The following is a 21,397-nucleotide window of genomic DNA, read 5'->3' on the forward strand; positions in this document are numbered from 1 at the left end:
GATTTACCGCAGATCGTCGGCAATCACCTGGATGATGCGCTGGGCATTGGCCGATGCTTCAGGGGCACCCTGGGCATTGAGGACCGACACCGTGGTGCTTTCACCCTGGCTCTTGACGGCGATACGGTACTTCAACGGCGGCACGGCGGCTGGCGAGCCGCTGAACAGCTTGCTGAAGAAACCGGGCTCGGTTTTGTTCACGATGGGCTCGACGTAGCGCACGAAGTAGGTTCCCTGGCTGCGGTCGCGGTCTTCAACCGTGAACCCGGTGCGGTCCAGTGCCAGTCCGACGCGGCGCCATGCACGTTCAAAGCCTTCGTCGATCTGCACGACGGGCTGGCTGTTGACAGTGGCGATCCGCGAGGTTTGTTTGTCTGCACCGGCGGCCACCAGGGCCTTCGATTGCTCTTGCGTGACACCCAGCTTGACCATCAGGCGGCGCAGGAATTCGGCTTCCAGCTCCGGGTCGGCAGGGCGGGGTTGCCACATGGTGCTGTCGCCGCCGGTGGAGCCGGCCTTGACGCCGGTCAGCACCTCGACCATACCGCGGTGGCTGACATAGATTTCGGTGCCGCCATCAGGGCGGCGCTCCAGCCGTGTGCGGAACTTGTCGCGTTCACCTGTGGAGTACAGGCTGTCGAATACTTTGCCGATAGTGTTGCGGATGAAATCCTGCGGGAGCTTGGCGCGGTTTTCAGCGTAATCGGTTTCCATGATGCCGAGGTTTTCCTGGTCCTGGGACAGCAGGAAGCCGCTCTCCAGCCAGAAATCGCGCACGGGCGTCCAGAGCTTGTCTGCCGGCCGGTTCACCACCAGCCAGCGCTGGCTTCCTGCGCGTTCGATGCGAACGTCGCCCACGGTCACTGCGGCTGTCTGCACGGCCTGTGTCGGCTGGCCAACCTGGTAGCTGCTGGCGGACACCGCCGTACCGGGCACCACATAACGGGTTTCGCGGCTGAGTTGTGTCAGGTCGGGAGGGATCGCCAGGGAAGGGGCTTTGGCGCCGCTGCTTTTGTAGTCGACGCGTTCGCCTTCCATCACATCCCTGATGGAAGAGCAGCCGGCGAGCAGGCTGAGGGCAACCAGTGCAGACACGGTTGCGGCGCTCCGGGCTTTGGAAAATGCAGGATGTGTTGGCAATATCTTCACTTGGGTTCCCTTAAAAATCAGATCAGGCAAATCAGACCAGGCCGCAGATGCGCAGGGCGCTTTCCACAGCGGCTTCGTTCGATGTTTCCAGCGGTGTCATGGGCAGGCGCAATGTGCCGCCGCAAAGGCCCATCCGGGCCATGGCCCACTTGACGGGAATCGGGTTGGCTTCGACAAACAGGTTTCGATGCAGCGGCAGCAATTTAAGTTGCAGCTCCATGGCGCGGCGGGCATCGCCGGCCACGGCGGCCACGCACAGCTCGTGCATGAGGCGGGGCGCGACGTTGGCCGTCACGCTGACATTGCCCTGGCCGCCGCAAAGCATCAGCGCCACCGCGGTCGGGTCGTCGCCTGAATACACGGCAAAGCCCTTGGGCACTTCCTTGATCAGCCACTGGGCGCGCTCGATATTGCCGGTGGCTTCCTTGATGCCGACAATGCCGGGCACCTGGGCCAGGCGCAGCACGGTGGCATGCGCCATATCGGCGACGGTGCGGCCGGGCACGTTGTAAAGCACGGTGGGGAGGTCGCCAACCGCTTCCGCAATCGCCTTGAAGTGCCGGTACTGGCCTTCCTGGGTGGGCTTGTTGTAATAAGGGACGACCTGCAGCTGGCAGTCCGCGCCAACGCCTTTGGCAAATTTGGCCAATTCGATGGCTTCGGCCGTTGAGTTGGCACCGCAGCCAGCCATGATCGGCACGCGCTTTTTGGCCTGCTCAACTGACACCCGGATGATTTCGCAATGTTCTTCGACATTGACGGTTGGGGATTCGCCGGTGGTGCCGACCACGCCGATGCAGTCGGTCCCTTCGGCAATGTGCCAGTCAACCAGCTTGCGCAGGGTGGGGTAATCTACGCTGCCGTCTTCGTGCAAGGGCGTTGCCAGTGCAACGATGCTGCCAGTAATGGGTTTCATGCTCTGCTTGTAAACGTTCGCGGCCATGCAGGTATCTGGGGTGTTCCGGCCTGAACAGCTTCAAGCCGGCCCCGGAAAAGGCCAATCCTGCATTCTACCCAGAGCCTAGGTCAGTCTATAGCGGGGTGGACCCCCTTCCGCGGTATGAAGGGGGGCGGATAAACCCGCGGTGCTGGCTGAGTCGCGGACGGCGGCGATGCGCTGGACAAAGCGTGGCGGACGCTCCTCAAAACCCTCCTCGAAGGCCACCACTTTCAGGCCCTGGCAGACCTGCAGCAATTCACCGGGACGCAGTAAAAAGTCGGGGCGCGAGGGTTTGCCTACCGTTTCATTGCCCTGCGTAAAAGTTTCGTAAATCAGCACGCCACCCGGCGCCAGGCTGGCCAGCAGCGTGGGCAGGAGCGGCCGCCACAGGTAATTGGTGACGATGACGGCTTCAAACTGTCGTCCTTCAAAAGGCCAGGGACCTTCCTCAATGTCGGCCACCACGGCTTCAACGGTTTGGGCGGGGCGCGTGGGAAGAGCTGATGCTATGAATTCGATAGCTGCTTGCGCAAGATCCACAAGGGCCAGAGGGTGATTTCGTTCATAAAACCAGCGGGCATGACGGCCATGGCCGCAGGCCACGTCCAGCACTACGCCGCGCTCAGGCACCAGGTGCGACCAGCGCTGCACCCAGGCGGAGGGTGGTTCCGTGCCATGCGCGGTACCGGTCATAGGATTTTTCCGCCGGGCCGCCCCAAGGAAAAATGCGCCCCATAAGTGAGATCAGGGGCAGCGCGCCGCAGGCTCGGAGTGACAAGCGTGGGGGCTGTATTCATGGTCTTACGTCATCTTTGAGCGCGGCGAGCGCCATCGCCTCGACCCGGCCCGGCGCGATCAGCTTGAGCCAGCGGCCCAGCTTGCCCTTGGCCGTCATGACCACCTCGCGTTCCCGGCGCGCCATGCCCTCAAGGATGAGCCGTGCGCATTCTTCCACGCTCATGGCGTCGTCTTCCTTCAGGCCGCTGGCACCGGCCGCCTCACCGGCCGCGTTGAAGCCGCGGTGGCGGATGCGGGTGGCGACCACGCCCGGGTAGGCCGTCGTTACGCTGACACCGGCCGTTTTAAGCTCGGCGCGCAATGCCTCGAAGAAGCCCGTCATGGCGAATTTGGTGGCGCTGTAGGCTGTGCGGCCCGGCACACCGATCAGGCCCGCCAGGCTGGAGACCGCCACGATGCTGCCGTGGCGCACTTTTAAGTAAGGCAAGGCGGCATGGGTGCACCAGACGCTGCCCCAGAGGTTGATGCGCATCAACTGTTCGTACCAGGCCAGGTCCTGGGCCTTGACGTCTTCAAAAAGGGCTTGCGCCGACATGCCTGCGTTGTTGATCAAGGCATCGATTTGCCCGAACCGGCCGATGGTGGCGGCCACCAGCTGGCGGCATTGGTCCTCTTGCGACACATCGGTTTTGACGGCCAGGGTCAGCGCCCCATGGGCGGCGCATTGGCCCGCAACCTCATTGAGCAGTGCTTCATTGCGCGCGGCCAGCACCAGCGCCACGCCGGCGCCGTGGGTTTTGGCCAATTGCCGCGCCATTTCAGCGCCTATGCCGTCAGAGGCTCCGGTAATTACTATTGTTTTCATAGCTGCTTGCGCCCGTCCTGATTGGGCCGCAGCCCAAAACACACATAAAACCCCTGGGAAGGGCCTTGCGCTAGAAGCAGGCCCAGACCTGGTTGGCGAGTGTGAACAGGAAATCCGGCCGTGTGTAGAGGGCAAACACCCCCAGCGACGCGATGATCGCAAGCGTCCACAGGCCGATTCTTTTGGCCATCTCAGGCCCCTTGGGGCACGGCCGCGCGTGCAATCGGTGATTCACGCACCGGCAGGTTCACCAGCGCGGCAAACACGCCCAATGCAATCGCGATGTACCAGACGATGTCGTAGCTGCCCGTGCGGTCATACAAATAGCCGCCCAGCCAGACGCCCAGGAAGGAGCCGATCTGATGGCTGAAGAAGATAAAGCCGCCCAGCATCGACAAGTGCTGGATGCCGAAGATCTGCGCCACGACGGCGTTGGTCGGCGGGATGGTCGACAGCCACAGCAGGCCCATCAGGCTGGCAAAGATGTAAACGCTCAAGGGGCTCAGCGGTGCCGCCAGGAACACGGCGATCACGATGGCGCGCGAGAGATAAATCGTCGCCAGGATCTTGCGTTTGGCGATTTTCTGACCCAGCGAGCCCGCAATGTAGGTGCCGAACACATTAAAGAGGCCGATCAGCGCCAGCGCATAGCTGGCCACCTGGGGAGACAGGCCCTTGTCCTTGAGGTAGCTGGGCATGTGCACGCCGATGAACACCACCTGGAAGCCGCAGACAAAGTAACCCGCCATCAGCAATTGAAAGCTCGGGTACTTGAAAGCCTCGCGCAGCGCCTGAAGAATGGTCTGCTCGCGTTTGGCAGGCTGCCCGCCGGTAAAACCGCCTTCGCGCAGGCCCAATGCCAGCGGCGCAATCAGCAGCACCGCGCCGCTCAGCACCAGCAAAGCCTCTTTCCAGCCCAGGCTGCTGATCAGCAAACCTTCGGTCGGCACCATCAGGAACTGGCCGAATGAGCCCGCCGCCGCGGCCACGCCCATGGCCCACGAGCGTTTGTCGGCCGAAATATTGCGCCCGATCACGCCGTAAATCACGGCATACGTGGTTCCGGCCTGTGCGGCGCCAATCAGCACGCCGGCTGTCAGGGTGAACAGGAAACCGGTGGGCGACAGCGCCATGCCCACCAGGCCCAGCCCGTAAAGCAGAGCACCGCCCACGATCACGCGGAAGGCGCCAAAGCGGTCGGCCGCCATGCCGGCGAAGATGCCGAACACGCCCCAGGACAGGTTTTGCACCGCCAGCGCAAAGGCAAAAGTCTCGCGCGTCCAGCCCTGCGCCTGCGTGATGGGCTGCAGCCAGAGGCCAAAGCCGTGGCGAATGCCCATGGACAGCGTGACGATGGTGGCGCCGCAGATCAGCACCTGCAGCATGGAGAGTTTTTTGGTGTCGGTGGTCATGGGCGAGTCGCCTCGAGTGGCGAAAAAAGGAAAGGCCTGAGGCGGCCGGGAGGCTCTTTGCCGACTGTAACGAAAATGGCGAAACACTGCCGGGGCCGTCCTTCGTTCCCATCCATGAATCAGGTGAGCTGTATGTTTGTACAGTGACTTTTGCGGCCCCGACTACAATTGCGGCAATTCTTTCATCTGCCATGGCTGACAAACTACCCACCGAATATTCCGAAGGCTCGATCCGCGTGCTCAAGGGCCTGGAGCCCGTCAAGCAGCGCCCGGGCATGTACACCCGCACCGACAACCCCCTGCACATCATCCAGGAGGTGCTGGACAACTCCGCCGACGAGGCCCTGGCCGGCTACGGCAAGAAGATCAAGGTGACGCTGCATACCGACGGATCGGTGAGCGTTGATGACGATGGCCGGGGCGTTCCCTTTGGCCTGCACCCGGAAGAAAAGGTGCCGGTCATCGAGATCGTCTACACCCGGCTGCACGCCGGCGGCAAGTTCGACAAGGGCAAGGGCGGCGCCTACAGCTTTTCGGGCGGCCTGCACGGCGTCGGCGTGAGCGTGACGAATGCACTGTCCAAACGCCTGGAAGTCACCTCCTACCGTGAAGGTATGGTCGCCCATCTGGTGTTCTCCGGCGGGGACGTGACCGAGAAACTGCACCTGCGCAAAAACGGCGAGGGCGACCGCAAGACCGGAACCACCGTCCGCGCCTGGCCCGATGCCAAATACTTTGAATCGGCCGCGCTGCCCATGGCTGAACTCACGCACTTGCTGCGCAGCAAGGCGGTGCTGATGCCCGGCGTCACGGTGACGCTGACCAACGAGAAAACCAAAGACGTCCAGACCTGGCTCTACAAGGGCGGCCTGCGCGACTACCTGATGCAGACCCTGACCGGCGACCCGGTGATCCCGATGTTTGAGGGCGAAGGTTTTGCCGACGCTTCGCACGAGAGTTTTGCCGAAGGCGAGGGCGCGCAGTGGTGCGTGGCCTTCACCGAAGAGGGCCAGCCGGTGCGCGAAAGCTACGTCAACCTGATTCCCACCAGCGCCGGCGGCACGCATGAAAGCGGCCTGCGCGACGGCCTCTTCAATGCCGTCAAGAGCTTTGTCGACCTGCATTCGCTGCTGCCCAAGGGGGTCAAGCTCTTGCCCGAAGACGTTTTTGCCCGTGCCAGCTATGTCCTGAGCGCCAAAGTGCTCGATCCGCAGTTCCAGGGCCAGATCAAGGAACGCCTCAATTCACGCGACGCGGTACGGCTGGTGTCGAGCTTTGTGCGGCCGACGCTGGAGCTCTGGCTTAATCAGCACGTCGACTACGGCCGCAAACTGGCCGAACTGGCCATCAAGGCCGCCCAAACCCGGCAGAAAGCCGGCCAGAAGGTCGAAAAACGCAAAGGCTCCGGCGTGGCCGTGCTGCCCGGCAAGCTGACCGACTGCGAAAGCCGGGACCTGGCGCACAACGAAGTCTTCCTGGTCGAAGGCGATTCGGCCGGCGGCAGCGCCAAGATGGGCCGCGACAAGGAAAGCCAGGCCATCCTGCCGCTGCGCGGCAAGGTGCTCAATACCTGGGAGGTCGAGCGCGACCGCCTGTTTGCCAACACCGAAATCCACGACATCGCGGTCGCCATCGGCGTCGATCCGCACGGCCCCAATGACACGCCCGACCTGAGCGGCCTGCGCTACGGCAAGGTCTGCATCCTGAGCGACGCCGATGTGGACGGCTCGCACATCCAGGTGCTGCTTTTGACCCTCTTTTTCCGCCACTTCCCCAAATTGATCGAATCGGGTAATGTGTATGTCGCCCGGCCGCCGCTGTTCCGGGTGGACGCGCCGGCCCGCGGCAAAAAGCCGGCATCCAAGGTGTATGCCCTGGACGAAGGCGAGCTGATTGCCATTTTGGACAAGTTACGCAAGGATGGCGTGAAGGAAGGCGCCTGGAGCATCAGCCGCTTCAAGGGCCTGGGCGAGATGAGCGCGGAACAATTATGGGAAACCACACTCAATCCTGACACCCGCCGCCTGTTGCCCGTGCAATTGGGCAACCAGGATTTTCTGCAAACCGAGACGCTCATCACCAAGCTGATGGGCAAAGGCGAGGCCGCAGCGCGCCGCGAACTGATGGAGTTGCACGGTGACAGCGTCGAGGTGGACGTTTGAGGCTTCTCCTGTCGTTTGCGCGTGTGATGGGCATCGTGGTACTGGTGCTTGCCGCATTCTGGGCGACGGTGGCACTTGCGCGCCATGAATTCATGGCCTCCGGCTTTGCTTTCGCTCTTGCCGCAGGTGGTTTGTGTTTGTCGATTTTTTCAGAGAAGGCCATCGCCAGAAAGAAGCAGCAGGCGGAGAAGGAGGTCACGTTGGAGGCGCTGCTGTTTAGCGACAGTGCGCTGGACGTGCCATTTCGCTGGTTTCGCTGGCTCTGTTTTGTCGTTGCGCTGTTGCTGATTTTTGGGGTAACGGGTTTGCTGGCAAGGGCGACCTGGCAGGAAGGGAAGTTGGTTCCCGTGGCCTTGCTGGGCAGTTTTGCTGTTCTATTGTTTGTGTACATTGGCAGTTTGTTTGTTTCAGGTTATGCCGCATGGCAATCCGGCAGCGCGTTGAAGGCGGATTTGCTGGGCTTGAGGCTCTGCGGCTTGCCCGCTATCGCCTGGAAGCATATTCGCGGTATCGACCTTAAGCAGTTTGAAGTCAAGGGGCAAAAGAAAGCCATCTTGATGTTGGCGCTTGATCCGGCGACGTTCAACGAGCTGAAATCTGCCTTGGTGCCGAGGTCGCTTCATTGGACGGGTCCCAAATTAAGGGAGAAGCCTGCGGTAGTAGAGTTTGGTTGCGATTTTTTAGGAAGAGACCCGGAGCTCGTCGTTCGGGCCGTCCAGTTCATCGCGGACAAATCAGGTGGGCGAAGGGTCAAGGGCTGGAACTACCTTGAAGCAATTGACGTGGCGGAGCAGCGAGAGCAAGCTGCTGAACTCCGCAGGGAGGCAAACCGCAAGAGTGACCTGCTGTTTGCCGAGCTGCAGCGAATGAACCGGTCGGGACCTGTTGATGAAAAAAGACTGGCGGAAATTGACCGTCAAATGCAGGCTGAACTCGAACGGATGAGTTCAGCGGCCAATGCAGAAGTAAATGCTTTCAAGCACAACATGAGTGCACTGGATGAGCGCCTGAAGCCGCTGAAATGGTTTTACAGGGGAATGGTGGTTTTGCTGATTGTCATGATTGGTGGGGCCGTTTTAAGAATTGTGCTCACACTGAAGTCCTGACTCGTGACGATGAATAACTTGATGTTTTACCGTTCCTGCAAGCTGACCTCGTGGTTCCGACGGCCTGAGGCCGACAGGTTTGCCTGGATGGTTGAGCAATCAACAATGGATTTCTTTTATGAAAATTTTTAGTGGCAAACCCAGGCTCTGGCCGGGTTTCTTTTTGAGCCTGCTAATGCTGCTGTCGCAGCAATCTGCCCATGCCGACATCTGGGGCTACGTGGACAAAGATGGCATTGCGCATTTTTCGGCTGTGCGGCTGGATGAGCGCTATGAGCTTTTCTTTCGTGGTGTTGAAAGTTTCAGCGCAGGCGACAACGTTGCCAAAAGCGGCAAAGCCGTCGGCAACGGCGCCAACCGGGCCACCGGTGTGGCCAAAGCGCCGCCCAAGCTGCTTGCTTACTTTGATGTGTCCCCCAACTACAAGGCCGTCAAGCACCTGCTGCGCGAGGCTTCCGCCAAACATGGCATCGACTACGAGCTGCTGCAGGCACTGATCGCCACCGAGTCCGGATTCAACGCCCAGGCCGTTTCGCCCAAGGGTGCGGTCGGGCTGATGCAGCTGATCCCGCCGACAGCGGAGCGCTATGGCGTACGGGCCACCAAGGATTCCACCATCCACAAAAGGCTCACCGATCCCAAGACCAACATCCGGGCCGGCTCCAGCTACCTCAGTGATCTGATTGCCATGTTTCCCGGCCAGCTCGAACTGGCCATCGCTGCGTACAACGCCGGCGAGGGCGCCGTTCAGCGTGCCGGCAACAAGATTCCGAACTATCCCGAAACCAAAAACTACGTCAAGACCGTGATGCAGCTCTATAACCACCTCAAGCCACCCAGCATGGCGTCCGGCGGCCGCGTTCGCATGGAAATGATGGGCGGGGCCACCGGCCGCGGCAACATGGTGTCACCCACGGTGGTGTCCACCGCCACGCCAGAGGCCTTGCCCGAGCCGTACTGAGGTCACAATGCGCCTTGTGTCCTGCCCGGCAGCCTGATAGACAGCTTTCCTTTTTTGTAACCCTGTGGCGGCCGCACCCGCGTGTGCCGGCATGCCTCACGCCACCTTACCCGCCAAGCCAAACTCAAGATGGATCTCTTTACACCGGACGCCGTAGCCCCGATCCCCGAACCCGCAGACCAGGATTCCCTGGCCGCGTACGCGCAGCGGGCTTACCTTGAATATGCCCTCAGCGTCGTCAAGGGCCGTGCCTTGCCCGACGTTTGCGATGGCCAGAAGCCGGTGCAGCGCCGCATCCTCTTCAGCATGTCGCGCATGGGCCTGGGTTTTGGCGGGGCGAATGGCGCGAGCGGTGCCAAGCCTGTCAAGAGCGCGCGCGTTGTCGGCGACGTGCTGGGCAAATACCATCCGCACGGCGACCAGGCGGCGTACGACGCGATGGTGCGCATGGCGCAGGACTTCAGCCAGCGTTATCCGCTGGTCGATGGACAAGGTAATTTCGGCAGCCGCGACGGCGACGGCGCAGCGGCCATGCGATACACCGAGGCTCGGCTGGCGCGCATCACGACGCTGCTGCTCGACGAGCTTGACGAAGGCACGGTCGACTTTGTGCCCAACTACGACGGCTCCTTTGAAGAGCCGCGCCAGTTGCCGGCACGCTTGCCCTTCACGCTGCTCAACGGCGCCAGCGGTATTGCCGTGGGCCTGGCCACTGAAATCCCCAGTCACAACCTGCGCGAAGTCGCCGATGCCTGCGTGGCGCTCATCAAGACGCCCAAGCATGCGGACGAAGAGCTGTACGCGCTGATCGCCGGGCCCGACTACCCAGGCGGTGGGCAGATCATCTCGAGCGGCGCGGAAATCGCGGCGGCCTACAGCACGGGCCGCGGCTCGCTCAAGGTGCGTGCCCGCTGGAAGATTGAAGAACTCGCGCGCGGCCAATGGCAGCTGGTGGTGCAGGAACTGCCGCCCGGTGTCAGCACCCAGCGAGTGCTCGAGGAAATCGAAGAGCTCACCAATCCGAAAATCAAGGCCGGCAAAAAAGCCCTGAGCCAGGACCAGGTGCAGCTCAAGCAGACCATCCTGGCCGTGCTCGACGTGGTGCGCGACGAATCCAGCAAGGACGCCGCCGTGCGCCTGGTGTTCGAGCCCAAGACGAGCAAGATCAGCCAGTCCGAGCTCATCAACACCCTGCTGGCCAACACCAGCCTGGAAAGCTCCTCGCCCATCAACCTGACCATGGTCGGGCTGGACGGCAAGCCGACGCAGAAAAACCTGCGCCAGATGCTGACGGAGTGGATCGAGTTCCGCCAGACCACGGTGCAAAAACGATCGCAGCACCGGCTCGACAAAGTGCTGGCCCGCATCCACATCCTCGAGGGGCGGCAACTGGTGCTGCTCAACATCGACGAGGTGATCGCCATCATCCGCCAGTCGGAAGAGCCCAAGCCCGCATTGATAGAGCGCTTCAAGCTCAGCGAAATCCAGGCCGAGGACATTCTTGAAATCCGCCTGCGCCAACTGGCACGGCTTGAAGCCATCAAGATCGAGCAGGACCTGAAAAACCTGCGCGAAGAGCAGGGCAAGCTCGAGGAAATCCTGGGCAGCCCGGCGGCGCTCAAGCGCCTGCTGGTCAAGGAAATCGAGGCCGACGCCAAGCAATTCGCCGATGCGCGCCGCACGCTGATCCAGGCCGAGAAAAAGGCCGTGCTCGAAGTCAAGGTGCTCGACGAGCCGGTGACCGTGGTCATCAGCGACAAGGGCTGGGTGCGCGCACGCAACGGTCACGGACATGACCCGGCAGGCTTCGCCTTCAAGGCGGGCGACGGGCTTTACGGCACCTTCGAATGCCGCACCATCGACACGTTGCTGGCCTTCGGCTCACGCGGCCGCATTTATTCGGTGCCGGTGTCATTGCTGCCCGGTGCGCGCGGCGACGGCCAGCCGCTCACCACCCTGATCGACCTGGAGTCCGGCACGCAGCTGGTGCATTATTTTGCGGGCCCGTCCAATGCCGCATTGCTGCTGAGCGCCAGCGGCGGCTACGGCTTCCTCGCTACGGTCGAGAACATGACGTCGCGCCTCAAAGCCGGCAAGGCCTTTATCAGCTGCGCTGAAGGTGAAACCATTTGCAGGCCTTCGCATGCCGCGTTCACCAGCGCAGCGGCGCCCTTGGTGCCGGCCACGCATGTGGCTTGCGCCTCGACGGGCGGCCGCATCCTGACGTTTGAAATCGCGGAACTCAAGATGCAGGCCGCCGGCGGGCGCGGCCTGATGCTGATCGACCTCGAAGCCAAGGACACCCTGGCCGGTGCAGCCGCCTACACGCGCAGCGTGAAGATTGAAGGCATTGGCCGCGGCGGCAAGGCGCGTGAGGAAACGCTGGAAATCCGCAGCCTGAACAATGCCCGTGCGGCGCGCGCGCGCAAGGGCAAGGCGGCCGATCTGGGCTTCAAACCCACCGGCATCAGCCGCGTTGAGTAAAACTGACTGAAGGTCATAACTGGCGGGCGCAAGTAGCTATTGATTTAATAGCAAGATGCTGCGCTCACCGGTCTGGTCAGCAGCTATTCAGCAATCAAGCTGCCAAGAGCAGATCAAGCTTTTTCAGGCCCGCCACCGTCTCCAGGCAGGCTTGCGCCACTTCCTTGCCCTTGCTCAGGAAATGTTCCGTGAAGAATTTTCGGTGTTCGTCATGCTCATGAAAATGCTGCGGCGTCAGCACCGCTGAAAACACCGGCACGCCGGTTTCCAGCTGGATACCCATCAGCGCGCTGATCACCGCATCGGCCACAAACTCGTGACGGTAGATGCCACCGTCCACCACCAGCCCGCAGCAGACCACGCCTGCATAACGGCCCGACTGTGCGAGTTTTTTCGCGTGGAGCGGAATCTCGAACGCGCCGGGCACTTCAAACGTGTTGATGGATTCAGCGCCCACGCCTTGCCGGGCCATCTCGGCCAGGAAGGCGCCGCGGCCCTGGTCCACGATGTCTTCGTGCCAGGACGACTGGATAAAGGCGAAACGTGCCTTGGTGGGTGTGCCGCCCGAACGGGAAGCCGAAGGTGGGGAAATATCTGTCTGACTCATGGAATCCTCTTTGCCAGGTGTTACCAGAATCAGGGCGCACGAGCCTGCGGCCAGCCCATGGGCACGCGAAAAGCCCGCGCGGAGAGTCCGCACCAGCCATCGTCGCCCACGGCACAGCCGCCAGCATCGCGCTCTCTTTCATCCGGACTGTGACCGTCGGCTTCGGAGTTGAACCGAATCTGCTGACCCTGGTTGCCGTATGAAGCACGGCAACCAGGCGCTCGCGGGCTGATGCAGTTGCCTGCAAACACCGCCGGTGGGGAATTTCACCCCGCCCTGAGAACGCTGCCCCGGCAAAATGGCCGGGGCGAAGTGAATTTTATGGTTTGCGAGAAACCTTTGCCGGGCGGGTGAATGCCCTGGCGCCAGCTCAGAGGAGGGTACTCAGCGAGGTCCAGTAGCTGTCCATCAGCTTTCTTGCGTCTGCAATCGCTTTTTCCTTGCTGGTTCCGCTGGGGATTCGCATGATCAGTGCAAATTCGACCAGCTTGTCTCCAATGACCGAGAACCTGCTGATGCCCAGCGTGTTCAGTACAGAGGCGTCCGGTGAAACCTGAAAGTCCGCCGTCGGGAAGCAATGCGAGCCAATCCTGTTGGGCACCAGGAGTTCAATGGACTCACCAAACGGGCCGGTCAACCTGGAGAAGGAAAACGGCGCGCCGCGGGATGACTTGACCTGTAAGTCGGCCGCAGCACGCAGACCGCTTGCGTTGCTTCTCATGCTGGAAGGAAGCTCTGTCACCACGATCGCGGCAATCGGGGGAGCCAGATCTCCCGGGGAAAGCAGCACATAGTGATCAGTGACCCCGCGCGATTTGTCGTTCAGGAAAAGCTTGACGTGCGTTCGTTCCAGTTCGGGAAGCTGCGGCACGGCAATTTGAAACCCCGCGTCCTTCAGGATGATTTTTCGGGTGGACTTGATGGTCGCTTCGTCTGCATTGCGCACCATGAGGTTTCCGCCTCCGCCGTTGCAGGGCTGGAGCGATAAATTCCAGACAGACCTGATGTCGTTGGCTGCACCCGCAGGAGCTTGGGCAACTGCCAGCGGGGGACAGGCCAAAGCCAGGTACAGGACAGACATCCCGAGCTTGGCGAGTTTGCGGAAATGCCGCTTTTCCTTGTTCATGGTGAATACTTTCAGAAAGTCGGCTTCCGTACAAACTTCGTTGCACTTGCCATGAAGAAGGTTCTGCTGGAAGTCAAATTCAGGCCGGGGGTACAAAGCTCCGGCCTGACGTCTTGTCTCACTCGACTTCAGCAATCAGGTCGATCTCGACGCAAGCGCCCATGGGAACCTGGGCCACGCCAAAGGCGCTGCGCGCATGCTTGCCGGCGTCGCCGAAGACTTCTGCAAACAACTCGCTGGCGCCGTTGGTCACCAGGTGCTGCTCGGTATAGTCGCCGGTCGAGTTGACCAGGCTCATGAGCTTGACGATGCGCTTGACCTTGCCCAGGCCGACGGCGGCTTCGAGTGTGCCCATCAGGTCGATGGCGACCGAGCGCGCGGCGGCCTTGCCTTCTTCTGTCGTCATGTTCTTGCCGAGCTGGCCGACGAGGGGCTTGCCGTCCTTCTTGGCGATGTGGCCGCTCAGGAACACCAGGTTGCCGGTCTGCACGAAGGGCAGGTAAGCTGCCAGGGGCGTTGCCACGGTTGGCAGGGTGATGTTCAGTGCTTTCAGCTTGTCGTAGGCGCTCATGGTGATCCTTTTGGTGAAGAAAAATGGCACCAGCCCAATGAGTATAAGCGCGAGCAGCTATGCTTTTGATAGCGAAGGAGGCTGCGCGGCCGGCTGGCAGTGCAGGGAATTGTAGGATGGTGCCCGGGTTCCGGAGGCCTTTGGGGTCATGAAAGGAAATGATGGAACGGCGCCAGGGACTATGCGGCTTGTTCCGCGCCACTTCCGCCGTTCCACATGCCGGCGTCACTCGGGCTTGATGCCGGCCTTGCGCACCACAGCGCCCCAGCGGTCCACTTCGTTGCGCATGAAGGCACGCAGTTCGTCGCGTGTCGAGCCTTTCAGGTCAATGCCCAGGGTGGTGAGGCGCTCGCGTGTGGAAGGGTGCGCCAGCGCCGCCACCGCTTCGCTGCGCAACCGCTCGACGATCTCGATCGGCGTGGTGGCCGGCGCCACCAGCGCCCACCACTGGTTGAACTGCATGCCCTCGATGCCGGCTTCGCGCGCGGTCGGCACGCCGGGCAGGGTGGCCAGGCGCGCATTGCCGGTCACCATCAAGGCAGAGATCCTGTTCGCGCCCAGCAGCGAACTGCCGCTGGCCAGCGTGGCGAAATGCGCGTCCACCTGGCCGGCCGCGACGTCGGTGAGCGCGGGCGCAGAGCCGCGATAGGGAATGGCGTTGACCTTGATCCCGGTGGCGCTGGCGAACAGTTCGCTGGAAAGGTGGCTGATGGAGCCATTGCCGCTGTGGGCGAGCGCCAGCGGCACCTTGTTACTCCGGTAGTTTTTGAGGAAGCCCTTGATGTCACCGTTCTTGTACTGCGCGCCGCCGGCAAACAGCAGCAGCGGCGAGGTGCCGACCATGGACACCGGCGTGAAGTCGCGCAGCAGGTCGTAGGGCATCTTGTTGAACACGGCCGGCGCAATCGCATGCGGCAGCTCGACGATGGCGAAGGTATAGCCGTCAGGCGCGGCCTTGGCCGCGGCTTCGGTGCCGATGCGCCCGGAAGCGCCGGAGCGGTTGTCGACCACCACGCTTTGCCCCATGGTTTCGCCCATGCGCTGGGCAATCGCGCGGGCGATGGCGTCGGTGCTGCCACCGGGCGCCCAGGGCACGATGAGGCGGATGGGTTTGTCGGGGTAGGCGGCATGGGCGGTTCCCGCCAGGGTGGCGCAGGCCAGAAGCAGGGCGGGGAGCAGTCGGGTCTTCATGGTGAAAAATTCCTTTGCGGGCTGAAGAAAAAGGAGTCGTGTGGTCAAGGGATGGGGTTAAAGGTGTCGCGGTCGCCTTTGGCCGTGAGCAGCAGCAAGGCGTGTTCTGATGCCTGTACTTGGCCGAGTGCGCGTAGGTGCGCCAGCGCACTGAGGCAGGCGCCGGCGCAAAGCTCCACCCACAGGCCTTGCGCCGCGAGTCGGGCGCTGCCCTCAATGGCGCCGGCATCATCAATGGCCACGGCGCCGCCGCCTGACTGCTGCACGGCCAGTTGCTGCTGCAGCGTGACGGTGCTGCCGCCTGTTGAAAATTGTGCCGTCTGGCCGTTAAATTCCGATTGCAGTGGCGCACCCTCGAGTACGCGGGAAAGGCGGGGGAACGGCTCAACGGCCCACAGCCTGGGCATGTGCCCGATGAGTTTCGCCTGGTGCAAATCACGCAGTGCGCTGTAAATGCCCCAGAGCAGGTCGCCGCGCGCAGTGGGCACCAGCACGTGGTCCGGCACGCAGCCGCCGGCGACAAATTCGAGCGCCACCGCGCGGTAGCCTTCCACGCCAAAGGCCGGGCTGCCGACCGCGGGCACGCTGTAGTTGGTGAGCGCAAATGCGCCGTCCTGCTCGACCCGCCGGCGTACATGGCTCCAGCGGTCAAAGCCGTGGTCGAACACCACGCGCCGGGCGCCCAGGTGATGGAGGGCTCGCGCAAAAGGCGCCGGCATGTCGCGGTAGGTGGCGATTTCGCAGGGCAGTCCGGCCGCGGCGCAATAGGCTGCTGCCGACACTGCTGCGTTGCCGCTGGAAGCCAGCACCACGGTCTGTGCGCCTGCGTCCAGCGCCCGACTGACGGCCTGTGCCGACATGCGGTCTTTGTGCGAGCCGGTGGGGTTCATGCCCTCGTGTTTGGCGCTGAGCTGGCGCAGGCCAAGCTCGCGCGCCAGGCGCGGCAGGTCCAGGCAAGGCGTGTCGCCTTCGCCCAGGGACACGCCGTGGGTGTAAGGCAGCCAGTCTCCCCACTTATAACCTGTACTGGCAGTTTTCAGTGTTTGGGGCAGCCCGGTGTAAACGGCTTCCAGGCTGGCGGGCGTACCTTGCGCCGCGCAGTGCGGGCAGCCGGTGGGCAAATCCTTCAGCGGGTATTTACGGGCGCAGAGGATGCAGCGCAGCCCGGTCATCCGGGGATTGCGGCTGATGGCGTTCCATGCCTGAGGGCTTGGAAGGGATTCGGGGAAAACAGGATTCATGGGCAGATGGTACGAAGACCGTGGCCTCTCATGCATCGCTTGTTTGCGATTTAAAATAAGTAAAACTTATAGGAAGAAGCCATGGCTGAAGCCAGTGCACGTCAGATTGAGGTGTTCCGCATGGTCATGCGGCTGGGCACCGCCAACCGCGCGGCGGCGGCGCTGCACGTGAGCCAGCCGGCGGTCACGCAGCTGCTGCAGCAGCTCGAAGCGCGCGCCGGGCTCAAGCTGTTTGACCGGCCCAAAGGCAAGCTCACGCCCACGCCGGAGGCGCACGCGCTGATGGAAGAGGTTGAGCGGGTCTACGAAGGCCTGGAAGCCGTACAGCGAAAAATCGTGGCCCTGCAGTCGCATGAAGACACCGTGCTGCGCATCGGTTCACTGCATGCCATGGCCGCCAGCGTGATGCCCTGGGCGCTGGCGGAGTTCCAGCGCAGCTATCCACGCACGCGCTGCCTGCTGTTGGTCGACAGCTCGAAAGTGCTGCGCGAGGCGCTGTTCCAGGGCGCTGTGGACCTGGCCTTCCTGGGCGACGAGGCGGACACCAGCGGCCTGGTGTCCTCGCTTTTTTACCAGGTGCCGGCGGTGTGCATCATGCCCGCGGCCCACCCGCTCGCGCGCAAGCAGGTCCTGCAGCCCAGGGATCTCGCAGAAGTGCCGCTGGTCGGCCTGTCCGCCTCGGATACAGCCCAGCGCCGGCTGGAAGCCGCATTTGCACAGGCGGGTGTGCAGCCGCGCTTTGTGGTTGAAACACCTTACAGCGCAACGCAGTGTTCGCTGGTGCTGGCCGGGGCCGGGCTGGCAGTTACCAATCCGCTGGTGGCGCGTGAATATGTGGCGCTGGGCCTGCGCAGCGTTCCGCTGGCGGCTGATGTGTCGTTCAGGGCCTTGCTGGCTTTCAAGCCGCGCCAGGCGCAGTCGGGTGCCGCGCAGGAGTTTGTGAGCCTGTGCCGGCGCTGCCTGGCACGCAGCCTGCCGGAGGGTTCGCTGCTGGAAGAGCCGACAGCTTCGCGCAAGCCCCTCAGTTCCCGGCGCTTGCCACCGGCTCCACCGTAACGGCCACGTCCAGGATGTGCTGTGCGCCGCCGCGTATCACGCCGCGCATGGGCGATACATCGAGGAAGTCGCGGCCGATGGCCAGCGTGACGTAATCTTCACCCGGCGCGCGGTTGTTGGTGGGGTCGAAGTCGAGCCAGGCGCCCAGGCCGGGGCAGTACACCGAAGCCCAGGCATGCGAGGCGTCGCTGCCCACCAGCCGTGGCTGGCCGGGCGGTGGCGTGGTGAGAAGGTAACCGCTGACATAACGCGCCGGCAGGCCCATGGCGCGGCAGCAGGCCACCATGATGTGCGCGAAATCCTGGCACACCCCCTTGCCCAGCTTGAGCGCCTCGAGCGCCGGCGTGTTGACTTCGGTGCTTTCGCTTTCGTAGGTCATGGCGCTGTGAATGCGTTCCATCAGGTCGCGCGCCGCCTCGGGCAGCGGCCTGCCAGGCAGGAAGCTGGGGCGGGCAAATTCAATGAAGGCATCGTCGCGCGGCACATAGGGCGAGGCGAAGAGGAATTCGGAGGCGCTGTCGTAGGCCGCGCCGGCGCGGTAACGGAACTGTTCGCGCACCTGCTCCCAGGCGGGCGATGCAGGCTTGCCGGTGGACAGCGTCGCTTCTGATTGCAGCGGGTTGAGGGCCGACGTGGAGACGATGCTGTCGGCCACCACGGTGAGGCTCTCATGTGCCGCCTGCAGGGAGAAGTAGGTGCGCGTGTTGCCGTAGACGTCTTCGGTTTCGCGCAGCTGGACCGGTTCGGGATTCACCCGCAGCGCATAGTCCAGCAGGGTCTGGCCGTTTCGGCTGGCGGGCTTGAGATGCACAACATGGTGCGCGTTTTCCACCACAGGGGCATAGCGGTAACGGGTTTCGTGAACGACGTGAAGCAGCACGGGAAAACTCCTGGGGCCTCAGGCGCCTAAGCTCTGGCTGGCCGAAGCCGCGTGGCTGAAGTAGCGGCGGCTCAAGGTGTCTGACAGCTCCAGCGCGGCATCGCAGCACTGCTCGAGCAGCTGCACCAGCCGCCCGTCATGTTGCTCGTCGTTTTCATCTTCGCCTTCGCCGGTGCGGGCTGGGACCTCCTGGCACAAATCAGCCAGGGCCCAGCTGCCGGGGTCGGGCAGTTCCATCGCCAGGTCGGGCATGTCGCCCGGCGCGCTGCCCGCCAGCTTGGCCAGGCGCCCGCGCAGGGTCTGCACCACCCAGCCGAGGGAGCGCGGGTTGTCGCGGTCCAGCACCAGCAGATCAAGCAGGGCCGGGATGTCGCGGCGCTGCTGGTACTGCGCGTGGAAGGTGATGGTGCTGTCGAACAGCGCCACCATGGCGTTGAAGCCGCCTTCCTCGAACACGGAGCCGGTTTCGAAACCGCGCACCAGTGCGCCCGCCAGGGTATTGAGCCGTTCAATCAGCCGCCCCACGCTCAAGAGGCGCCAGCCGTCGTCGCGTGTCATGCGGTCGGTTTGCGCGCCCGTCATGGCTGAGAGGAAGCCGCTGGCCGACTCCAGCGCCCGCAGCGCCTCGACGGAAGAATATTCGAGCAGATATTGGCTGGATTGGCTCTGGCTTTGCCCACCCTGGCTTTGGGTCTGGCCCACGGCGCTGAACGATGAGCAGCGCTGGAAGAAGTCGGTCTCGGTGCGCACGATCATGTGCCACTGTTCCTGCGACAGGCGTTCGCGCACGGCAGATGCCGCGCTTTTGAGCGCCCGCAGGTTGAAGCCGACGCTGGCGGCCTGTTCGGTGTCGGCCAGATTGGCGATCAGCGCGCGTTCGAAGACACGGCGCGCATGCGTGGCCGGCGGCACGGTGTCCAGCACCAGCGCATTGCCGACGGCCATGCTGGTCAGCCAGGCCAGCAGCGGTTGCGACGTCTGGTCTTCGCCGCCCAGGCATTGCAGCGTGATCTGCGCCAGGCGCGTGGAGTTTTCGGCACGCTCGGTGTAGCGGCCCAGCCAGAAAAGGTTTTCGGCCGCGCGGCTGGTCACGGGCGGGCGGTGGCGCAGCGGCGCTGCGGCCCAGGCAGGCGCCGGCTGCTCGGTGCGCGGCGCAGCGGTGTGTTCGGCCGCCGCCCTGGCTGCCGATGGATCGCCCAGCACCCACACGTCGGCACTGCTGCCGCCATGCTGCATCGACGACATGTTTTCGTTCTTGCCCGCCAGCCGTGCCAGCCCGCCCGGCAGCACCTGCCAGGAGCCGTTGCCGTCGGCCACCGCAAACACGCGCAGCATGGCCGAGCGCGGGGAAATCCGCTCACCCTGCCAGGTCGGCGTTTGCGGCAGAGGCAGATAAGCCTGCACGGTGAAGTCTTCGCCCCGGCGAACAATGCGGCCGGCCCATTCGTCCAGCGCGCGGCGCGACAGGGTATGGCCGATGACGGATTCCATGCCGGTGCCCGGATAGGTCGGCTTGATCACGCAGGTCTTGAGCTGGCTCAGCACGTCCTGCATCACCGCCTGCTCGCCGCACCACCAGGTGGCCAGCGAGGGCAGGGCCAGGGTTTCACCGAGCAGGTGCTCGGAGAGTGCGGGAAGAAAGCCGAGCAGCGCGCTTGATTCGAGGAAGGCCGAGCCCGGCGTATTGACCACCAGCACATTGCCCGCGCGTATTACCTGCAGCAGGCCGGGCACGCCCAGTGTGGAGTCCGAGCGCAGTTCCAGCGGATCGAGGAATTGGTCGTCCAGGCGCTTGAGCAGCCCGTGCACCCGCTCCAGGCCGCGCAGGGTTTTCAGGTAAAGCTTGTCATCGCGCACCAGCAGGTCGCTGCCCTCGACCAGTGTCAGGCCCAGGAAGCGCGCCAGGTAAGCATGCTCGAAATAGGTTTCGTTGTAAGGCCCCGGCGTCAGCAGCACCACGCGGCTTTCCTCGTTGCTGTCCGTCGGGCTCATGGCTTTAAGGCCATCCACCAGCGCCTTGTACGACGCGGCCAGCCGCTCGACCTTCATTTCGCGGAAGGCTTCGGGGAACAGCAGCGAAATCGTCAGGCGGTTTTCGAGCAGGTAGCCCAGGCCCGAAGGCGCCTGCGTGCGCTGCGACACCACCGACCAGCGGCCGTCGGGGCCGTGCGCGATGTCGAAGGCGGCAATGTGCAGATAGGTGCCGCCGGCCGGCTGCACGCCCTGCATGCCGCGCAGGTAACCCGGGTGGGCATGCACCAGCGCGCTGGGCAGAAGGCCTTTGGAGAGCAGCTCCTGCGGGCCGTAGATGTCGGCCATCACGCGGTCCAGCAGGCGGGCGCGCTGCTGGATACCGGCCTCGATCTGCGCCCAGTCGGCGGGCGAGACCATCATGGGGAACAGGTCCAGCGACCAGGGCCGCTGCGGGCCATTGGCGTCGGCGTAGACGTTGTAGGTCACGCCGTTGTCGCGGATCTGGCGGCGCAGGTTGGCGGTGCGGTGGTTCAGGTCGTAAAAGCCGTCGCTGCCGAGGAAGTTGAAAAAGCGTGTCCAGTCGGGCGACAAGGCGTCATCAGTCCCCGCCGCTGGGGCTTCGGGCCGGGCCGGGGCTGTTTCAGGGGGACTGCCTGCGGCCCGCAGCGCGGGCTGTGCCGGCGCGGCCGTTTCTACAGGTGCGGGGCCCTCGGACGCACGGCCCCGCAACTCATCGAAATGCCCCGCCGCCGCATGAGGCGCCAGCGCCGCAGCCAGTGCGCAGGGAGATTCAAGCGACTGGGCGGCAAAAAGTGACTGAGTGTTATTTTCCACGTGGGTGCAAGTATGCCTGCGGCCCATCCCCTGCAAGGCTCAAGGCGGGTTGAATGCACGGCCAAAATGGCTATTTATGCCGCCTGCGCATGCAAATGTT

At 63.3% G+C, this 21,397-nt stretch carries 17 protein-coding genes and 1 riboswitch; of the genes, 5 read left to right on the forward strand and 12 right to left on the reverse strand.

Going from position 1 to position 21,397, the window contains the following annotated elements:
• Positions 1–3: 3 nt before the first annotated feature.
• The 5 genes from bamC to AC1DVV_RS03745 form a co-directional block, all read right to left on the reverse strand.
• Positions 4–1,149, reverse strand: coding sequence for an outer membrane protein assembly factor BamC (gene bamC, locus AC1DVV_RS03725; protein WP_457278928.1), 1,146 nt, complete (start codon positions 1,147–1,149; stop codon positions 4–6).
• Between the two features lie 31 nt (positions 1,150–1,180).
• The gene (dapA, locus tag AC1DVV_RS03730; protein ID WP_457278927.1) at positions 1,181–2,065 is read right to left on the reverse strand and encodes a 4-hydroxy-tetrahydrodipicolinate synthase; all 885 of its coding nucleotides are present in this window, start codon (positions 2,063–2,065) and stop codon (positions 1,181–1,183) included.
• Between the two features lie 105 nt (positions 2,066–2,170).
• A complete protein-coding gene (locus tag AC1DVV_RS03735) occupies positions 2,171–2,782 on the reverse strand; it encodes a class I SAM-dependent methyltransferase (RefSeq protein ID WP_477667471.1) in 612 nt (203 codons plus the stop codon).
• Positions 2,783–2,882: 100 nt separating this feature from the next.
• Positions 2,883–3,692 (reverse strand): SDR family oxidoreductase, encoded by an 810-nt coding sequence (locus AC1DVV_RS03740; protein ID WP_477701712.1) that lies wholly within the window; start codon positions 3,690–3,692, stop codon positions 2,883–2,885.
• A gap of 191 nt (positions 3,693–3,883) precedes the next feature.
• Positions 3,884–5,104, reverse strand: coding sequence for an MFS transporter (locus AC1DVV_RS03745; protein WP_457278924.1), 1,221 nt, complete (start codon positions 5,102–5,104; stop codon positions 3,884–3,886).
• 191 nt (positions 5,105–5,295) lie between these two features.
• Between AC1DVV_RS03745 and AC1DVV_RS03750 the strand changes: the two genes are divergently transcribed.
• From AC1DVV_RS03750 to parC, 4 genes are all read left to right on the forward strand, one after another.
• The gene (locus AC1DVV_RS03750) at positions 5,296–7,266 is read left to right on the forward strand and encodes a DNA topoisomerase IV subunit B (protein ID WP_477701711.1); all 1,971 of its coding nucleotides are present in this window, start codon (positions 5,296–5,298) and stop codon (positions 7,264–7,266) included.
• Positions 7,263–8,372 (forward strand): hypothetical protein, encoded by a 1,110-nt coding sequence (locus tag AC1DVV_RS03755; RefSeq protein WP_477667468.1) that lies wholly within the window; start codon positions 7,263–7,265, stop codon positions 8,370–8,372. The genes AC1DVV_RS03750 and AC1DVV_RS03755 overlap by 4 nt, the downstream gene beginning before the upstream one ends.
• A gap of 118 nt (positions 8,373–8,490) precedes the next feature.
• Positions 8,491–9,333, forward strand: a complete 843-nt coding sequence (locus AC1DVV_RS03760) for a lytic transglycosylase domain-containing protein (protein WP_477707112.1) — start codon at positions 8,491–8,493, stop codon at positions 9,331–9,333.
• A gap of 129 nt (positions 9,334–9,462) precedes the next feature.
• A complete protein-coding gene (gene parC / locus AC1DVV_RS03765) occupies positions 9,463–11,817 on the forward strand; it encodes a DNA topoisomerase IV subunit A (RefSeq protein WP_477707113.1) in 2,355 nt (784 codons plus the stop codon).
• Between the two features lie 94 nt (positions 11,818–11,911).
• On the opposite strand, the gene AC1DVV_RS03770 is transcribed toward parC, so the two are convergent.
• The 5 genes from AC1DVV_RS03770 to AC1DVV_RS03790 all read right to left on the reverse strand — a co-directional run bounded on the left by AC1DVV_RS03770 (position 11,912) and on the right by AC1DVV_RS03790 (position 16,553).
• Positions 11,912–12,424, reverse strand: a complete 513-nt coding sequence (locus AC1DVV_RS03770; protein ID WP_477701709.1) for a 6,7-dimethyl-8-ribityllumazine synthase — start codon at positions 12,422–12,424, stop codon at positions 11,912–11,914.
• A gap of 126 nt (positions 12,425–12,550) precedes the next feature.
• Positions 12,551–12,712, reverse strand: a riboswitch (FMN riboswitch).
• A gap of 82 nt (positions 12,713–12,794) precedes the next feature.
• Positions 12,795–13,550 (reverse strand): hypothetical protein, encoded by a 756-nt coding sequence (locus AC1DVV_RS03775; RefSeq protein ID WP_477701708.1) that lies wholly within the window; start codon positions 13,548–13,550, stop codon positions 12,795–12,797.
• 118 nt (positions 13,551–13,668) lie between these two features.
• Complete coding sequence (locus AC1DVV_RS03780; RefSeq protein WP_477701707.1) at positions 13,669–14,121, reverse strand: RidA family protein; 453 nt, start codon at positions 14,119–14,121, stop codon at positions 13,669–13,671.
• A gap of 225 nt (positions 14,122–14,346) precedes the next feature.
• Positions 14,347–15,312 (reverse strand): tripartite tricarboxylate transporter substrate binding protein, encoded by a 966-nt coding sequence (locus AC1DVV_RS03785; protein WP_477701706.1) that lies wholly within the window; start codon positions 15,310–15,312, stop codon positions 14,347–14,349.
• 44 nt (positions 15,313–15,356) lie between these two features.
• Positions 15,357–16,553 carry a pyridoxal-phosphate dependent enzyme gene (locus AC1DVV_RS03790; protein WP_477667463.1) on the reverse strand — a complete coding sequence of 399 codons (1,197 nt, stop codon included), beginning with the start codon at positions 16,551–16,553 and terminating at the stop codon, positions 15,357–15,359.
• Positions 16,554–16,634: 81 nt separating this feature from the next.
• Between AC1DVV_RS03790 and AC1DVV_RS03795 the strand changes: the two genes are divergently transcribed.
• Complete coding sequence (locus AC1DVV_RS03795; RefSeq protein WP_477701705.1) at positions 16,635–17,609, forward strand: LysR substrate-binding domain-containing protein; 975 nt, start codon at positions 16,635–16,637, stop codon at positions 17,607–17,609.
• Here AC1DVV_RS03795 and AC1DVV_RS03800 read toward each other — a convergent pair.
• Positions 17,575–18,489 carry a transglutaminase family protein gene (locus tag AC1DVV_RS03800; RefSeq protein ID WP_477667461.1) on the reverse strand — a complete coding sequence of 305 codons (915 nt, stop codon included), beginning with the start codon at positions 18,487–18,489 and terminating at the stop codon, positions 17,575–17,577. The two genes, AC1DVV_RS03795 and AC1DVV_RS03800, sit on opposite strands and share 35 nt — an antisense overlap.
• A gap of 18 nt (positions 18,490–18,507) precedes the next feature.
• Complete coding sequence (locus tag AC1DVV_RS03805) at positions 18,508–21,297, reverse strand: circularly permuted type 2 ATP-grasp protein (RefSeq protein ID WP_477701704.1); 2,790 nt, start codon at positions 21,295–21,297, stop codon at positions 18,508–18,510.
• Between the last annotated feature and the right edge of the window lie 100 nt (positions 21,298–21,397).

This window comes from Polaromonas sp. P3_B4 (genome assembly GCF_056402835.1).

Coding starts and splice junctions, on each gene's coding strand:
- dapA (WP_457278927.1), bottom strand. CDS start 2,065: ATGAAACCCATTACTGGCAGCATCGTTGCACTGGCAACGCCCTTGCAC.
- AC1DVV_RS03735 (WP_477667471.1), bottom strand. CDS start 2,782: ATGACCGGTACCGCGCATGGCACGGAACCACCCTCCGCCTGGGTGCAG.
- AC1DVV_RS03740 (WP_477701712.1), bottom strand. CDS start 3,692: ATGAAAACAATAGTAATTACCGGAGCCTCTGACGGCATAGGCGCTGAA.
- AC1DVV_RS03745 (WP_457278924.1), bottom strand. CDS start 5,104: ATGACCACCGACACCAAAAAACTCTCCATGCTGCAGGTGCTGATCTGC.
- AC1DVV_RS03750 (WP_477701711.1), top strand. CDS start 5,296: ATGGCTGACAAACTACCCACCGAATATTCCGAAGGCTCGATCCGCGTG.
- AC1DVV_RS03760 (WP_477707112.1), top strand. CDS start 8,491: ATGAAAATTTTTAGTGGCAAACCCAGGCTCTGGCCGGGTTTCTTTTTG.
- parC (WP_477707113.1), top strand. CDS start 9,463: ATGGATCTCTTTACACCGGACGCCGTAGCCCCGATCCCCGAACCCGCA.
- AC1DVV_RS03770 (WP_477701709.1), bottom strand. CDS start 12,424: ATGAGTCAGACAGATATTTCCCCACCTTCGGCTTCCCGTTCGGGCGGC.
- AC1DVV_RS03775 (WP_477701708.1), bottom strand. CDS start 13,550: ATGAACAAGGAAAAGCGGCATTTCCGCAAACTCGCCAAGCTCGGGATG.
- AC1DVV_RS03780 (WP_477701707.1), bottom strand. CDS start 14,121: ATGAGCGCCTACGACAAGCTGAAAGCACTGAACATCACCCTGCCAACC.
- AC1DVV_RS03785 (WP_477701706.1), bottom strand. CDS start 15,312: ATGAAGACCCGACTGCTCCCCGCCCTGCTTCTGGCCTGCGCCACCCTG.
- AC1DVV_RS03790 (WP_477667463.1), bottom strand. CDS start 16,553: ATGAATCCTGTTTTCCCCGAATCCCTTCCAAGCCCTCAGGCATGGAAC.
- AC1DVV_RS03795 (WP_477701705.1), top strand. CDS start 16,635: ATGGCTGAAGCCAGTGCACGTCAGATTGAGGTGTTCCGCATGGTCATG.